General features: G+C 54.1%; 11 protein-coding genes and 1 pseudogene. 1 reads left to right on the top strand and 11 read right to left on the bottom strand.

Annotation, left to right across the window (positions count from 1 at the left end; genetic code table 11):
* Positions 1-1575: 1575 nt before the first annotated feature.
* From ACL7TT_RS00470 to leuC, 10 genes and pseudogenes are all read right to left on the bottom strand, one after another.
* Positions 1576-2715, bottom strand: coding sequence for an RNA polymerase sigma factor (locus ACL7TT_RS00470; protein WP_413392246.1), 1140 nt, complete (start codon positions 2713-2715; stop codon positions 1576-1578).
* Positions 2712-3602: an alpha/beta fold hydrolase gene (locus ACL7TT_RS00465; RefSeq protein WP_413392244.1), complete on the bottom strand. Its 891-nt coding sequence runs from the start codon at positions 3600-3602 to the stop codon at positions 2712-2714. The genes ACL7TT_RS00470 and ACL7TT_RS00465 overlap by 4 nt, the downstream gene beginning before the upstream one ends.
* A 115-nt stretch (positions 3603-3717) precedes the next feature.
* Positions 3718-3937, bottom strand: a pseudogene (locus ACL7TT_RS00460) (IS1595 family transposase); the annotation flags it as partial.
* Positions 3938-4134: 197 nt separating this feature from the next.
* Positions 4135-5028: a tRNA pseudouridine(38-40) synthase TruA gene (truA, locus tag ACL7TT_RS00455; RefSeq protein WP_413392242.1), complete on the bottom strand. Its 894-nt coding sequence runs from the start codon at positions 5026-5028 to the stop codon at positions 4135-4137.
* 132 nt (positions 5029-5160) lie between these two features.
* On the bottom strand, positions 5161-8394 hold the full coding sequence (locus ACL7TT_RS00450) for a FimV/HubP family polar landmark protein (RefSeq protein ID WP_413392240.1): 3234 nt from the start codon (positions 8392-8394) through the stop codon (positions 5161-5163).
* 197 nt (positions 8395-8591) lie between these two features.
* Positions 8592-9587 (bottom strand): Asd/ArgC dimerization domain-containing protein, encoded by a 996-nt coding sequence (locus ACL7TT_RS00445; protein WP_413392238.1) that lies wholly within the window; start codon positions 9585-9587, stop codon positions 8592-8594.
* Positions 9588-9770: 183 nt separating this feature from the next.
* Positions 9771-10886 (bottom strand): aspartate-semialdehyde dehydrogenase, encoded by a 1116-nt coding sequence (gene asd, locus ACL7TT_RS00440; protein ID WP_299941633.1) that lies wholly within the window; start codon positions 10884-10886, stop codon positions 9771-9773.
* Between the two features lie 74 nt (positions 10887-10960).
* Entirely contained in the window at positions 10961-12019 is a 1059-nt protein-coding gene (gene leuB, locus ACL7TT_RS00435; protein WP_413392586.1) for a 3-isopropylmalate dehydrogenase, read from the bottom strand.
* Between the two features lie 30 nt (positions 12020-12049).
* Positions 12050-12697 (bottom strand): 3-isopropylmalate dehydratase small subunit, encoded by a 648-nt coding sequence (gene leuD / locus ACL7TT_RS00430; protein ID WP_413392236.1) that lies wholly within the window; start codon positions 12695-12697, stop codon positions 12050-12052.
* A complete protein-coding gene (gene leuC, locus ACL7TT_RS00425; protein ID WP_413392234.1) occupies positions 12697-14145 on the bottom strand; it encodes a 3-isopropylmalate dehydratase large subunit in 1449 nt (482 codons plus the stop codon). The genes leuD and leuC overlap by 1 nt, the downstream gene beginning before the upstream one ends.
* A gap of 187 nt (positions 14146-14332) precedes the next feature.
* Here leuC and ACL7TT_RS00420 point away from each other — a divergent pair, with 187 nt between their 5' ends.
* Positions 14333-15205 carry a LysR family transcriptional regulator gene (locus tag ACL7TT_RS00420; protein ID WP_413392232.1) on the top strand — a complete coding sequence of 291 codons (873 nt, stop codon included), beginning with the start codon at positions 14333-14335 and terminating at the stop codon, positions 15203-15205.
* A 329-nt stretch (positions 15206-15534) separates the two neighbouring features.
* Here the strand turns inward: ACL7TT_RS00420 and ACL7TT_RS00415 are convergent, their stop codons facing one another.
* On the bottom strand, positions 15535-16155 hold the full coding sequence (locus tag ACL7TT_RS00415) for a hypothetical protein (RefSeq protein WP_413392230.1): 621 nt from the start codon (positions 16153-16155) through the stop codon (positions 15535-15537).
* Between the last annotated feature and the right edge of the window lie 40 nt (positions 16156-16195).

Here is a 16195-nt window from a genome sequence, read left to right as displayed (position 1 = left end):
CGGTTGTATTTGGGAATGCAGCAAGGGTGAACTGCGCGACAAAGCCTGCCACTTGAGCCAGTGCTGGGCTCAAGCGAGATCACTGTCGCCCCTCGCGGCACCATGATAAGCCGCTTTGTTGGGGTGACTCCATAGATACTCTGACCAAATGGGAGGGCGGATTTCGATCACTGTGACTGTTATTTTGGCAGGGAGGCTTATTCCCCCTAAAAAACCAATAAATACAAGGGGTTAAATTCCGTGCTGTTTATTGGGATACTGCTCAGAGTGACCATTTTTCCATATGTTATGATAATGCCAAATTTCTGTATCTGATTGATTTATAGAGAATTTTTGAGAAAATTGAGCGAAATTTGTCCAGAAATGCCGATCAAGGAAATTCTGGTCATGGTGATCAGTATATAAATGTTAGGTCTCAAATCGAATGGGTGGCGGGTTAGTAATATTTTTGGTCGTACAGCTACTGTTGCTTGCATACTCTATGTTTATTGCAGGCGGCAGCAGTCTGTTATTTAAGTTGCAGGCAGGGTTTATACTCAGCCTTTCATTTGCAATGGTGCTTATAATCATCTGGGCATTTCCAAATTTTTATTTTCACCACTGCATACAAATTTTGGTGTTTTTAGCTACATGCTTTGTTTTGTACAAGCACTACGGCAAAAGCACCTAACAAGTTTAAGCAGCATCGCCCGCGTTAAAGCGCCCGGGCTGGACAACCTACGCTACGCTTCGGTTGCAGCTGCTAATGGGGTTATATGTAAAATATGAAGGCTTTCAGGAATTTCATATGCGCATTGGGTTTTGGTATTGCTATCTTAGTAATTTATGTATTTCAATTTGCTACTTGGCCAGGTGATACCAAGAATATTACGATTATTGAGGCAGGCGGGTTGGAACCATTCATTATAGGTAACCAGAAAGTGGAAGTTCTTACCAAGGAAATAGAAACTAGTTTTTCACCTCAACCGAAGCTAAACAAATGTCCAAAGAATTGGATTAATACAAAAACTATGGATTCAAGAGACAGATTATGCTTGCTAAGCAGTGATCAATGGGAAACATCAATTCGTCAAAAGTTATGTGCTGATAATGAAGATTCTCATGTGACTCTGTACTTTTCTAATGAGAAGCTATCGAGCATAATTGTTAGGTGCTCACTGGGGATATGAAACCAGCATATAATCGGGTAAAGGCGGGTTTCTAGCCCGCTCTCCCGACACCACTGTACATGCGGGTCCGCATACGGCTGTTCATTAAAACCATCCATTTGGATAGTGAAATTTCACCCAATTATCCCTTATCGAAACAAGCCCTGGATTCCTTAGGAACTAATTGCTGATTCCTTGGTGCATTGCAAACATCTTCGCCAGCCAATACGGCCCCTTGGAACTCATTTCGAGCGATATGGCCCGGCGCTCCGGTACGCCCAGTTTGATGAGATTACGGATACGCGTTCGGGGTCTGCGCCACTGCTTGAGAAAACACATGCGCAGGCGCCTACGCACTCATTCATCGTACAAGGGTACCCGGCACTTGAAGTGGCGTATCACCATTACCGTGCAGGTTGCCTTTTATTTATATGAGATGTTGAAATCGTCCACTAAGGTATAAGCCCATAATTAACCCGAAAATTCCGCCACCAACTCCAATGATATACCCGAATTTACAAGCCCACTGCCTGTACGAAAGTTGATGTTGAACCTCCCTGCCATTGCGTACTCTTCGTGCCAAATTCTGTTGCTTAATTAAATTTCTTGATTGCATAAATAAGGCTAAACAAAAAATAAATAAGCTGTAGGTAATGACGGGCATTAACCAACCTTGTGTCCATTGATAACTTGCCGTTAAGGCTAATGCACAGGTGATGATACAAAGGTTTCCGTAACGTTTTAGTCGTTGAAATGTATTGATATCTTTTTGATTGTCCAGATTTTTAATATCCCGATTAATACCGAAGCTGTTGGCTAACACGCCAAAGAATGCACCAATGCCAGCGCCACCTAATATATAAAACAGTTTGATAAACCAATGACCTTGGCTTATTCCTGCTTGATAACTTAACGTTGCCGCAGCAACGGGACTCGCACTTGTGGCTGTAAGCGTAAGCGTTGCAGAAAGTCCGACGGGGGCTGTTGCAAAAATTACACGGCCATATTTCTCGAGAATTTGTGTTTTTAATAACTCTCGCACACGCTGGAGGCGTTTACGCACTGTAGATGTCGTTAATCCCAATAAATGCGCAACCGCTGTGCTGTCATACTCTTCATGATAATACAACAGTACTATTTCGCGACTTTCATCGGGTAATTGATCAATCAGGTGGTTGAGCACCCGATTTTGCTGTGCACTGATAAGAGATTTATCTTGTGATACCTCCTCGTTACACAATGAATCGAGCAATGATTCAAGCGTCTCATCATCACACAGTGTTTCGTTTTGACGTTTGTTGTCGCGAATAAAATTAATGGCCGTATAGCGCGTGATTTGTCTAACCCATGGCAATAGGCTATTACTATTTTTAAGTTCACCAAGCTGTTGCCATATTTTGATAAAAACAAGCTGGCTAACGTCATGGCTATGCTGCAAATCTTTTGTGATGGCTAATGCAATGGCATGAACGGTGTTAGTAAGTGCACCAACTAACGAAGAGAAAGCTTTTTTATCGCCTTTTTGCGCTAAATTTAAATCACGCGTTAAGTTCGATAATTGATTCATGAATGTGCTTCAATAAATTGTTTCATGGTTTGTAATAGCCAACCAGTTTGATCCCACATTAAGAAATGCAGTCCCCTGGTATTCATTGTTAATGAGGCTTGTGGTGCACCGTCGAGTTGTGCCTGATAGAGCGCTTGTACCGCAGCTTTTTGTTCTTGACTAGCAAATCCGCCGCTGGCACCAACCAGCAATACAGGGCTGTTAAGCTTGGATAGTTTAGCACGTAAATCCGTCGTCATGACACTATAAATTGCACTACCTGCCGTTGTAGGGTCTGATTGTTTTGCCATATCAATAATATCTTGATAGCGCTCCTTTCTATTAGTCTGTAAGACAATCCCTTGTTTTGTTAAAGCGGCTAACTTTTCACTATTAGCTTTCTGATACATCGCTTTAATCGCACCTGCTTGAGGTACTAAATCTTGGCTCGTCGTCGCGTTATTTCGTGTGAATATTGGGCCAATAAAAGGCAAGCCATCAACAGATATCGCACCAGCCAGTCTAATTTTTGGGTTAAGGGACACATTAAAAGCCATTAACCCCCCCATGCTATGACCAATAAAAATTGCATTTTCAAGTTTGTTGCCATTAATGTAATGCTCCAGTTCATGATTTATATGCTCAACGATAGTTTGTGCTCCGGCACAGGCTTTATTTTTTCCAAATCCTGCAATCGCTAACTGATGAACTTGATAATTTTTCGCCAATGACGCCGCTACTTCATTCCATACTGATTCATCACTCATAAATCCTGGCATTAATAAAATAGGGCGACCTTCACCAACAATATCGCTATTAAGGCATTGTGTTTCTGATGCGGCAAGCGTGGTTAAAGATGATAATACGATTGCGCCAGTTAATAGGGATGCTATAAGTATGTGTTTCATGATTGCTCCGAGTGATTTAGTAGGCTTATTAACCAAGTCACAGCATTGGGGCAATGTGTGACAACTATTTATAGTTATTTTTAAAGAGCCTTAAAAAATCTATCACGCTTGAGGGCAATGGAGTTTTCCTCTCAGAGATGGCCAAATAGGTTTCGCCGGTCTCAACGCGCTCCTTGCGCCCCTCCTGACCAGGACGTCACTGCGCGACGGAATCGATGCAGCATGGTCCAGGGTCTGGTAGCTACCCAGACCGAGTACGTGCTGTAAACGCCCTGCTTCTGGTTGGCGGGATACCAGGCCGCGGCAAACCAGGTAGGTATCGCCGCCCTTGGTCTTGGTCAGCTTGGGGGGATTACCAATTCAGTTTTGATGACTTGGGCAAGCGCAGGGCACCCAGTTTGACCCTGCTGGAGGAATTGCTCAATAAACCCTGTTGCCATGGAATCTTCAGAACGGAACAAAAGCAGATCTGTCGAGTGAATTAAAGGATGAGGTTACTTGTTCTCTTACACCTGAAGGGCCTTTTGCCCGATTAAGTTTGCAATAACGCTCCCAGCGGTAAAGGCACCAGCAGCGGCCCCGGCTCACACCGGGGCAGTTGAAATGTTTGCGGGTATCGCACATCCACCAGGTAGAGGCCAAACGGCGGTGCGGTGACACCGCCGGCACAGCGATCTCGCTGGTCGAGCACGGCTTTTACCCATTCCGGCGGGTGTTCGCCGCGCCCCACCGCCATTAGCACTCCGGTGATATTGCGTACCATATGGTGCAGGAAGGCATTGGCACTGACTTCCAGCACAATCAGGTACCCGACGCGGGCAATATCCAAACGGGTGACTTCCCGCACGGGGCTTTTGGCCTGGCACTGGGAAGCGCGGAAGCTGCTGAAATCGTGGCGCCCCAGCAGGTGGCTGGCGCCCTCGCGCATGGCCGCGAGATCCAGGGGGTGTTGGGTCCAGGTGACTTCTGCCGCACTGTGAGCCGAGCGGGTAGGCGCGCTGTGGATCAGGTAGCGATAACTGCGCGCCTGGGCGGAAAAGCGGGCGTGGAACTGCGCGGGCATCTCTTGGGCCCAGCGCACCCGCACCGCTTCGGGCAACTTGGTATTCACGCCCTGAACCCAGGCCCGTTGCGGGCGCTGAGCACGGGTGTCAAAGTGAATAACCTGGTGGGTGGCGTGCACACCTGCATCGGTGCGCCCGGCACAGACCAGGGTTACAGGCTCTGCGGCAATCGTGGAGAGGGCCAGCTCAAGCTGGGCCTGTACGGTTTCCACGGCAGAATTCTGTTTCTGGAAACCGTGCAGCCGGGCACCACAGTATTCAATGCCCAAAGCAATACGATGCAGGCCCCGGGGCAGCTTCTCACCGGGGGGCACTTCCCCATTAGGCTTATAACGGTATTCACGCGGTATCGACTGACACATATATCCACAATTACTCTTAAAAACCGACACACCTCAGGGTATGAGCTGCCCTCTGTAAACGCACCCCATGTGGCACAATAAAAAAACCTCGCAGCCAGTGCGAGGTTTTTCGATGCGAATTGCAGTCGCGGTTTACACCATACGCTCCAGCATTTTCTCGGCACGGTTTTTGTGTTCACCTTCGCCATCCTGGGCCACCTCCTTGAGAATATCCTTGGCACCATCCTCATCGCCCATATCCAGATAGGCCTGCGCCAGTTCCAACTTGGTTTCCATCTCATCACCGCCTTCCAGCAGGCTCAACTCGGGATTGAGATCACTTTCCAGGCTGAAATCCAGATCGTCAAAATCAGATTCCACACCCTGCTCTTTCTCAATAACAGCCTCAAGCTGTGGCGTGGTTTTAGCCGCTGCCCCAGCCGAGAGTCCCTGGTCCTCTTCCAGGGTGAGGTCATCACCAGTGGGTGCATCAATCAGTGCCAATTCATCCTCAAGGGAGAGTTCCTCCCCGACGGAATCTTCACCTGGAGACAACGCACTACCGCCAGATTGTCCGTTAGAAGTTGTATCCGTCTGCACAGACAACGCTTCCATAGAGGACAAGTCTTTGGCGATATCGTCCAGGTCGATACTGTCAAGATCCAATTCCGATTCCAGCTCGCCTCCGATCATTGCCAGCTCGTCTTCGGAAATCGCCTCCAGAGACAGACTCTCCTCAATACCGGCATCCTTGTTTTCCGGCCCGGCATTACTCCCGTCAATAGATTGCACTTCCAGGGCGCCATCCAGAACAAGGGTATCAGCACCATCCGCGGCGAGAGGGGCACGCTCTTCCCCCTTGACCCCAGCCTGATCGTCCATCATTGACAGGTCCAGCTCAAAATCCAGACCATTACTTGAAGCGTCGGCGGTCTCCTTTCCGGCATTACCCTCTGCGGCCTCACCTGTATCAGGTGCCTTGGTCCCGGCATCCAAAGCGACCGTATCCAGTTCCAGGGAATCCAGCTCCAGACTGTCAAGGTTCAACTCATGATCCGGTTCCGCCTGAGTCTCAGCACCAGGCTGCAGGCTGCTGTCGGCGAGGACACTGTCCAGATCCAATTCATCCAAATTGAACTCAACAGCCGGGGAGGTGGACGCTTCCCCGGCGGTCCGGGCCTGCTCTTCGGGTGTTGTTTCCAGATCCAACTCCAGGTCCAGGGATAAAGCCTGCCCGGCAGCGCTGTCAACGCCTTCGCCGTCATCCAGGGTCAAGTCCATGGTCAGTTCATCGAGCAGTGAGGTATCCTCCTTAAACACATCGCCCGGGTCCGAGGCCATCGGCTCGGCACTGGAATCCAAAACCAGCGATTCGCTGGATGGGACCAGATCCCGTTCAGCGCCCATATCATCCAATTGCGCGGCTTCCAGAGATTCGCTGGAAAAATCCACCGTGGGCGCCTCGAAATCCGGCGCTCCCGTGATGGTCTCGCGCAAACGTGCAGCGCGGTCGGCGACCGGGCCGTCGCTGATAGCCAGCAGCTGGCGGTAGTGATCGTCGAATTTCTTCACATCCTGATTATGGGCGTACACTTCCATCAGCATCAGGCGCGCATCCACCACCTGTGGGTCTTTTTCCAGCCCTTGCAACAGTTTGCTTTCGGCCTTTTCGTACTGGCCCAGGGACAGGTGAATTTCCGCTTCCGAGACCGGATCATCGGTGCCTACATCCTCCAGGTCAGCGAGATCGAAGGTGTCATCCGCTTCCATACTCTCCACAGCAGCCAGGGTTTCATCCGGCTCGAGCATCTCTTCGGGCATCCCGACCGGCTCCTGCTCAGGGGCCCTGCGTTGATCCAATGGCTGCTCGACCTCCTTCTGCTCAGCCTTTCGACGACGCCAGGTAAAGAGGCCAAATACGCCCACCAGCAAGCCTGCGGCACCAATACCGATCAGCTGCATATTGCCGCCGAGCCTTTCCATCAGGGTGGGCTCTGACTTGGTTTGTACGGAAACTACACGATTGCGCGCTTCAGGCTCCGCGGCTGCGGTTTCCTCCTTGGGCTGCTCTTCGGGCTGCTCTATAGTGGCATTGAGCGGTTCGTCTTCCTCGACGGCAAGTGCGCCATCCAGGGGAGGTTCACCCTCTGCGACATCCATTTCAGTGGGATCGAGCAGGGGATCGGACTGCTCTGCGGCGGACTGTAGCGCATGCATCTCCTCATTGGAGACGTCGACCAGGGCCTCCATGGTATCTATCTGCTCATCGAGTTCTGAAATGCGCTCGCGCAGTTCAGTATTTTCCAACTGGGATTTATCCAGCTCTTCCTCGGCCAGGGTCAGGCCGCCTTCCAGCGCCTCACTATCCCCCACGCCACTGCCGGAACCGGAGGTAACAGATTCATTATCAGCGGGTGCGGTTAGGCTTACACGGCCTTCAACTCCGCCGCTTGCGACATCCTCTTCCTCTACCGCGCGGGCATCCAATGGCGCGCCTGTCGCTATTTCTTCCACATCACTGCGCAGGCGCCAGGAATCGTTCTGCTCGGCAACTTGTGAAATCGCCTCGGTGAGACTCAGGCTGCGCAGGTCATCGGCATTGGGCAGGCGCAGTACGGCACCTTTTTTCAACAGATTGATATTGTTGCTAATAAAGGCTTCGGGGTTCAGGCGCTGAATGGCCAGCATCGTCTGCTGCACGGAAAACGCCCGGCTAACCCGGTTTTCAAGGGCAATTTCCCATAGCGTATCGGAGGAGGAAACAGGGCCGTAGACCTGGCTGCTGTTAGTGTTCTCTACAGAACTGCGCGGGGGCTGGCGGCGCGCGGGCTCGGGTTGTTGCACCGCCGGGGTTTCACGGGGCTGTTCAACTTCGGGCTGGGTTGCCGACTGCTGCGCTGACTCTACCGGGCGCTGTACCGGCGTGTCGCGGCGCACCTGTTGGCGCTCGCGCTCCGCGGCGCGCACCGGTTGCTGGGTCGTATTCGGCGAGAATGCCGGCAGGTCCATCAACAGGGTGTACTCGCGCAACAGACGTCCGCTGGGCCAGCGGGTTTCGACAAGGAAATTCAAATAGGGCTCACGGATCGGCTCGCGGCTGGATATGCGGATCACCGGACTGCTGCCCGAGGAATCCACATCGAATTGCAGCGATGTGAGCAAGTAGGAACGCTCCACCTCCGCGCGCTCGAACTCCTCCGGCCCCGCGAGGCGGACCTTGATCTCCGTATCATCCAGACCGCGTGTCTGCAGCAGTCCGATTTCCGCGCTGAGCGGCTGATTCAGGGTGGAGTTGAGCTTGATCTCCCCCAGTCCGAGCGCCAGGGCCGCGTTGCTTCCCAGTGCACCGACTAGACCAACTGCAAGTGCCAGCTTACGCACACGCATATCCGATTCCCTTTATTGTTAGAATCTGCCCAGGGCTTTCGAAAAGCGCAGCTTCAGAAAATCCCCATTACTGAACGGTAATCGTTCGACTATCTGACCGCCGTGCAGGCAGCCGCCAACCGCGACGAATAGCTCGCCACTCCCAGCCGCACCAGAGTTAAGATTACACCTTCACTATGGCGGCTAAGTATTAATTATCAGTAGCTTTTTAGCAACAAGTGAGCAATTTGTGCGCAGTTCATCGCAACGTCCTTGCGCAGATTGTCAGATACCGCGCAGAGGTTTAACTGGCGCTTGTCGAGTAGACTTTGGCGCAAGCGGCCAATGAGTGTCACTTCGCTGCCCACGGCATTTTCCGTCGAGGGCTGCTCCACCAACTGCAGACGCGCGCCATTGCCCAACAAGGCGCGCACTTTTTCCAGATCGATATCCTCTTTAAACACGACACCCAGGTTGGCCAGTTGCCCGTGGAATACGGCAACCGTAGTGATACTGGCGTCAAATGCCACAGCCTCACCCAGCAGGCGGCGCAGGTCGTGGATCAGGGTCAGCTCACTCAAAGTATGTCCGCTGGAGAGTGGGGCCTCACTGGTACTCAATTGGTTGAATGCCAGGCGGTGGCCAATAGCGGGGTCAATCTCTGCATCCTGGCCGCTGAACATGCACGCCGTTTGCGCGGCCATAGAATCGATGGCGGCCTTGCCCAGCGCGGATACCGGTTGGTTTAATTGCACATATACAGACTGCAGCCCGTCTTTCAGCGGCACCAGCGCCTCGGCCACCATTGCGGCGCCGGCACTGGGCAGTGCTACAACCCGGCGCTCAAGATTCGCCAATTCTGCACTGTTCAACACGGGATGGATCAGCGCGGCGCTTTCGTCGCCACGGGTAATGGCAGCGGCATCCAGCACCCAGGCCCCGTTTTGTTCAGCGGCAGCCATAGCGGTCGCGACGTCGTCGCCTGACCTCAGCAGAACAACCACCTGTGCGTCGTTAAAAACAAATTTCCCCAGGGACTGTACGGGAATTGTGCGATTGGCAAATACCTGCGGGTCCACTTCGCGCTCCTCGGTCTCCAGCAAAATCAACTGCTCGGCGGAGATCATTTCCCGCTCTCCCAGTATTTCCAGCAGAGGGGCAAAGGCGGCGCTATCGACACCGACAATGACCAGTTCGCGGGTGGTTTCAGACATGATGATTCACTTGGTTGGATTGGAAAAAAGCGAGGGGCGATTATACCTGCGGAAAAAAGTCGAAAAAGCCACTATGGCAACCCGTTGCGGCTTTTAACGCGAAGGAGTTCACAGCTTGGCAAAATGCCCTCCACTAGCAGGCTCCGAAAGGCGCGCCCTCTGGGGTCTCTGCCAGGCCCGCGGTTACAGTCTGCCCAGTAATATCAGCAGAATACGGCGCAGTGGCTCGGCCGCCCCCCACAGTAACTGATCGCCTACAGTAAAGGCGTTCAGGTATTCGGGCCCCATACTCAGTTTGCGCAGACGCCCCACGGGAATAGTCAACTTGCCGGTCACCGCCGTGGGTGTCAGTGCCGTCAGAGTGGCCTCGCGATCATTGGGTACCACACAGACCCAATCGTTGGCACTGCTGAGAATCTGCTCGATCTCCGCCATAGGCAGATCTTTTTTCAGCTTCACGGTGTATGCCTGGCTGTGGCAACGCATTGCGCCAATACGCACACAGGTGCCATCCACCGGGACCGGTCTGGCAGTGTGCAGGATCTTGTTCGCCTCTACCTGGGCCTTCCACTCCTCCCGGCTCTGGCCGTTTTCCAGTTGGGTGTCGATCCAGGGCAGCAAGCTGCCGGCCAGGGGTGCGCCGCAGGCTTCCGTGGGAAATTCGGACGAGCGCATATCAGCGGCCACCTTGCGGTCGATCTCCAGAATTGCCCTGGCAGGGTCTGCCAACTCGGTGGCGACCCCATCGCGAATAGTGCCCATCTGTGCAATCAGCTCACGCATATTGCGCGCGCCGGCACCACTGGCGGCCTGGTAGGTCATGGCGCTGACCCACTCCACCAGATCCGCCTTAAACAGGCCCCCAAGGGCCATCAGCATCAGACTCACGGTGCAGTTGCCGCCAATAAAGTGCTTTTGCCCGGCATCAATGGCTCTGTCGATCACATCCCGGTTGACCGGGTCCAGCACAATCACCGCATCATCCCGCATACGCAGGCTGGAGGCGGCATCAATCCAGTACCCCTTCCAGCCCACCTCGCGCAGGTGGGAGAACACCTCCTTGGTATAGTCGCCACCCTGGCAGCTGACAATCGCATCCAACTGCGCCAGCGCGTCGATATCGTAGGCATCTCTCAAGGGGGGCAGTGCGCGGCCAATAGCCGGCGCCTTACCACCGGCGTTGGAGGTAGAGAAGAAAACCGGTTCGGCGATATGGGTGAAGTCACCCTCTGTGCGCATGCGCTCCAGTAATACCGAGCCGACCATGCCGCGCCAACCGATAAACCCTATTTTTTGCATTGCGATGTCCTTGCGTGGTGTGATCAATCTACGCGCCGAGAAAGGCAGCGCGGCAGTGGAAACCGTTGCGCCGGTTACAGCGCAGATACGACGGCAGCGCCCATTTCTGCGGTGGAGACCTTCTGGCAGCCTTCCGTGTGAATATCGGCGGTGCGCAACCCATGGTCGAGCACCTTGCGCACTGCGGCCTCAATGGCAGCCGCCGCTTCGCTCATATCCAGGGAGTAGCGCAGCATCATGGCGGCAGACAGGATCGTGGCCAGCGGATTGGCAATGCCCTGGCCAGCAATATCCGGTGCAGAGCCGTGGCAGGGCTCATACAGGCCAAAACCGCTTTCATTCAGGGATGCGGACGGCAACATGCCAATGGAGCCGGTGAGCATGGCGGCAGCGTCGGAGAGAATATCCCCGAACATATTACCGGTCACCATTACATCGAACTGCTTGGGCGCGCGCACCAGTTGCATGGCTGCATTGTCCACGTACATATGCGACAGCGCCACATCCGGATACTCCGGCGCCAGGCGATCCAGCACCTCGCGCCACAGCACAGTCACTTCCAACACATTGGCCTTGTCCACGGAGCAGAGTTTGCCGTTGCGCTTTTGCGCCGCCTCGAACGCGCTGCGCGCGATACGCTCGATTTCCGATTCGCTGTATACATAGGTGTTGAAACCCTGGCGTTCACCGTTTTCCAGGGTGCGGATACCGCGGGGCTCACCGAAATAAATGCCGCCGGTCAGCTCCCGCACAATCAAAATATCCAGCCCGGAAACCACTTCCGGTTTCAGCGAGGAGGCGTCGGCCAACTGCGGGTAGAGTATCGCCGGACGCAGATTGGCGTAGAGCCCAAGACCGCTGCGGATTTTCAGCAGGCCCTTCTCCGGGCGGATTTCCCGCGCCAGGGTGTCCCACTGGGGACCACCCACGGCACCGAGCAGGACCGCATCGCACTCGCCCGCAGCCTCGAGCGCTGCATCGGTGAGTGGCTCGCCGTGGGTATCAATCGAGGCACCGCCGATCAGGCCCCGCTCAAAGCGAAGCCCCAGATTCAATTTTCCAGACGCGGCTTCCAGTACTGCCATGGCCTGCTCAACAATCTCCGGACCAATGCCATCGCCCGGTAGAATCATCACTTTTTTTGTCACGTATATTTCCTTTAATTATTGAATCGCATCGAAAAGCCAGGGGGCCTTTTCTCGCCGTGCCGCTTCATAGGCACGAATATCCTCTGAGTGCTCCAGGGTCAGGCCGATATGATCGAGACCGTTGAGCAGGCAGTGCTTGTGGAATGCGTCCACTTCAAAGGGAATCGCCTCGCCGCAGGGTTTGCGTACCTGCTGCTGCTCCAGATCAATAGTGAGCACGTACCCCGCCTGTGCATAGGTTTCCTCGAACAGGCGATGCACCACTTGTTCCGGCAGCACAATCGGCAACAGGCCGTTTTTAAAGCAGTTGTTGAAAAAGATATCGGCAAAGCTGGGCGCAATAATCGCGCGGAAGCCGTAGTCGTCCAAGGCCCAGGGAGCGTGCTCACGGCTGGAACCACAACCGAAATTCTCCCGCGCCAGCAGCACAGAGCCGCCCTGGTAGCGGGGGAAGTTTAAGGGGAATTCCGGATTGCGGGGGCGGCCGGAACAGTCCCGGTCGGGAAAACCCTCATCCAGGTAGCGCAATTCATCAAACAGGTTGGGGCCAAAGCCGGTGCGCTTGATGGATTTTAGGAATTGTTTGGGGATGATCAGGTCCGTATCCACATTGGCGCGATCCATGGGCACCACAAGCCCTTCGTGTTGGGTAAACGCTTTCATCAGACCCTCTCCTCTTCCGCTGGTACCGGCGCCATCTCGCGCACATCCACAAAGTGCCCGGCAATGGCCGCCGCCGCGGCCATGTTCGGGCTCACCAGGTGGGTGCGGCCACCGTAGCCCTGGCGCCCTTCAAAGTTGCGATTGGAGGTGGAGGCACAGTGCTCGCCGGCTCCCAGCTTGTCCGCATTCATGGCCAGACACATGGAGCAGGATGGCTCGCGCCATTCAAAACCCGCTTCGACAAAAATTTCGTGCAATCCTTCCCGCTCCGCCTGGACCTTCACCGCCTGGGAGCCGGGCACGATCAGCACCTGCTTGACGCTGTCCGCTTTGCGGCGGCCTTTTGCGACTGCCGCAGCAGCGCGCAGATCTTCGATACGGGAGTTGGTGCAGGAGCCGATAAATACGCGGTCCAGTTTGATGTCACTGATATTCTGCCCCGCCGTGAGTCCCATATATTCGAGGGCGCGCATCATGCCGGTGCGCTTGGTGGCATCGCCCTCGGCAGCGGGGTCCGGCACCCGGGCACTGATCGGCGCCACCATTTCCGGTGAAGTCCCCCAACTGACCTGGGGCTCGATATCCTCGCCGCGCAGTTCGATCACAGCATCAAAGTTGGCATCGTCATCGGAGTGCAGGTGCTTCCAGGCCTCAACTGCCCTGTCCCACTGTTCGCCTTTGGGGGCATAGGGCTTGCCCTTCACGTAATCGAGGGTAATCTGGTCCACCGCCACCATACCCGCGCGCGCGCCGGCCTCAATGGCCATATTGCACACGGTCATACGGCCTTCCATGGACATTTTGCGGATCACTTCTCCGCCGAATTCGATCCCATAGCCGGTACCACCGGCGGTACCGATTTTGCCAACAATCGCCAGCACGACATCCTTGGCAGTAACGCCTGGGCACAACTCGCCATCCACACGCACCAGCATATTCTTCATTTTTCTCTGGATCAGGCACTGGGTGGCCATCACATGCTCTACTTCGGAGGTGCCGATGCCGTGGGCCAGCGCGCCGAGGGCGCCGTGGGTGGAGGTGTGGGAGTCACCACAGACCACGGTCATACCGGGCAGTGTCGCTCCGGTCTCAGGGCCGATAACATGCACAATGCCCTGCCCGGGTTCGTTGATGCCAAACTGCACTACATCGAAATCCCGGCAATTCTCGTCCAGGGTCTGTACCTGTATGCGGGAAATATCGTCGCGAATACCCTGCACACCGGCGGCGCGCTCGACAGTCTCGGAGGGCACATTGTGATCCGGTGTGGCGACTAGGGAATCCTTGCGCCAGGGCTTGCGCCCCGACAGCCGCAGGCCTTCAAAAGCCTGGGGGGAAGTCACTTCATGAATCAGGTGACGGTCAATATAGATCAGTGCGGAGCCATCGTTATGGGCCTTGACCAAGTGGTCTTGCCACAACTTATCGTAGAGTGTTTGCGCAGCCACAGCCTGTCCTCTCAATGGTTTAGAGGCCGAGTCTACCCAGCCGCAACAAATAACACCAATTTATGTTTATTATTGAACCTATTCCTTTATGGAATTCAAAAGTGTTCTTGGGATAGCATGTATTTTCGAACACTTAAGGGCGGCTAATCCGCTCTGCCACTGCAGTTAATCGAGGGGGGTACTGCGCTTGGAAATTCAATGGCTTAGGGCCTTTCTGGCCATTGCCGAGCGGGGCTCCGTTTCAGAGGGGGCGGCTCAACTGCACCTGACACAGCCCGCGGCGAGCAAGCGCCTTGCGACCCTCGAACAGCAACTTGGCACAGCGCTGTTCAACCGCATTGGACGGCGCTTGCAGTTGACCGATGCCGGACAGGCCCTGTTACCCCGTGCCCGCCATATCCTCAATGAGATCAGCGACACTGAGCGGGAACTGCGCGCCCTTGGCAGCTCTGTAAACGGCAGCCTGCGTATCGCCACCAGCCACCATGTAGGGCTGCACCACCTGCCGCCAGTACTCAGGGAGTTCAGCAATCGCTATCCGCAGGTAACCCTGGACATCGACTTCGTGGATTCCGAACAGGCCTACGAGGCGCTGATGGCGGCCCAATACGAGTTGGCTGTAGTAACCCTGGCCCTGAAAGAATACCCACAACTCAATGCGCAGATTATCTGGCCCGACCCCTGTGTCGTGGTGGCCGCGCCGGACCATCCCCTGACAAGGATTTCTGAATTGGCACTGACCGACCTGGCCAACTATCCCGCCATACTGCCGGACCTCAATACCTACACCGGGCGCCTGATCAAGCGGGAGTTTGATGCCCACGGCTTGAAGCTTTCGGCCAAGCTGGCCACCAACTTCCTGGAGACCATCAAGATGATGGCCTGTGTGGGGCTCGGCTGGAGCGTGCTTCCGCGCACCCTGGTGGATAACAGCCTTGCGATTTTGCCCGTGGAAAAATTACAGATCCTGCGCAACCTCGGCGTGATCAGCCATCGCGGCCGCACTCTGAGCAATGCCGCCAGCGCGTTACAGCAGATGTTGTTGGACGCAGCAAATTGAATAAATTCATTCAATATCAAGCTTACCCGCATTTGTATCCGTTATGCCTTCTTCGCAGACCTTGATGCAACGCCTTATGGGGAATGACGGTCACACTCGGTCGGTGGCCGATCATGGTTCAAATCGACAACGCCTGTTTTGCATGGGTATTTTTCGGCTCGGTAATGTCTCTAAATTATTGGCTCGTACCTTCATGCGCCTATTAGAGAAACCTTACACGCGCAGATCAACAATACCTTTGTCAGTACGATTGTACTACTGTCTGCAAAACTCATTTGCACTCTTCTTTGCATAGGGCCCCGTTACGGAGGCCCTCCAAGGCATGAATATTACGCCTGTGCAAACCTGCCGGTAGCAGCGTTGTAGTCGGCGGTGAGTTCCGTAGTGGCGCCACCAAAGGTCAAGGTTAGGCTTGGGCTGAAAATTTCCGTCACCACCATACCGTCTTGAATATTATTATTCATAAACAACATGATATTCTCGTATGGCGTAAAAGTGGCCACATGCTTGCTGGGCACCCAGTCCGCATTAATCGGCTTGTTTGGGTAAGCGCTGCCATTCACCTGCACGCTCTGCGCCAGGCCGAAGGTAAGACCTGCGGCTTGATCAATAGGTGTCTGGTTGGCGACACCATATTGGCCCTCGGATAACTGACTAGATGCATGGGGTGTACCAAAATTACCGTTCTGAAAAGCGTACATCATCTGCTCCTGAGCCATATCATCTGACATTTTGTGAATTGTGGCTCCGCCTTGAATCTGGGTGGTGGAAGCATAGAGGGCATACTCCTGTTCCCAGATGACGGTGTTATTTTCAAAGGGGTAGAAGGCTACCCAGGCCACGGGTTGTCCGTTGGAAGACTGCTTGATCAAGGTGACCTTTTCTCCAGCCTTGTACAGTGTGTCCAGGTCCTGTTTGCAAAAATCGATATTGAGAGTATAGGTAGGCATTGGTAAGACTCCTGTTTAAATAAAATAAATTGTCGCAGCT

Source organism: Microbulbifer jejuensis (assembly GCF_047289955.1).
Classification (GTDB): Bacteria; Pseudomonadota; Gammaproteobacteria; order Pseudomonadales; family Cellvibrionaceae; genus Microbulbifer.
Note: the sequence above shows the minus strand (reverse complement) of the source record. Positions and strands in the feature narration are given on the sequence as shown.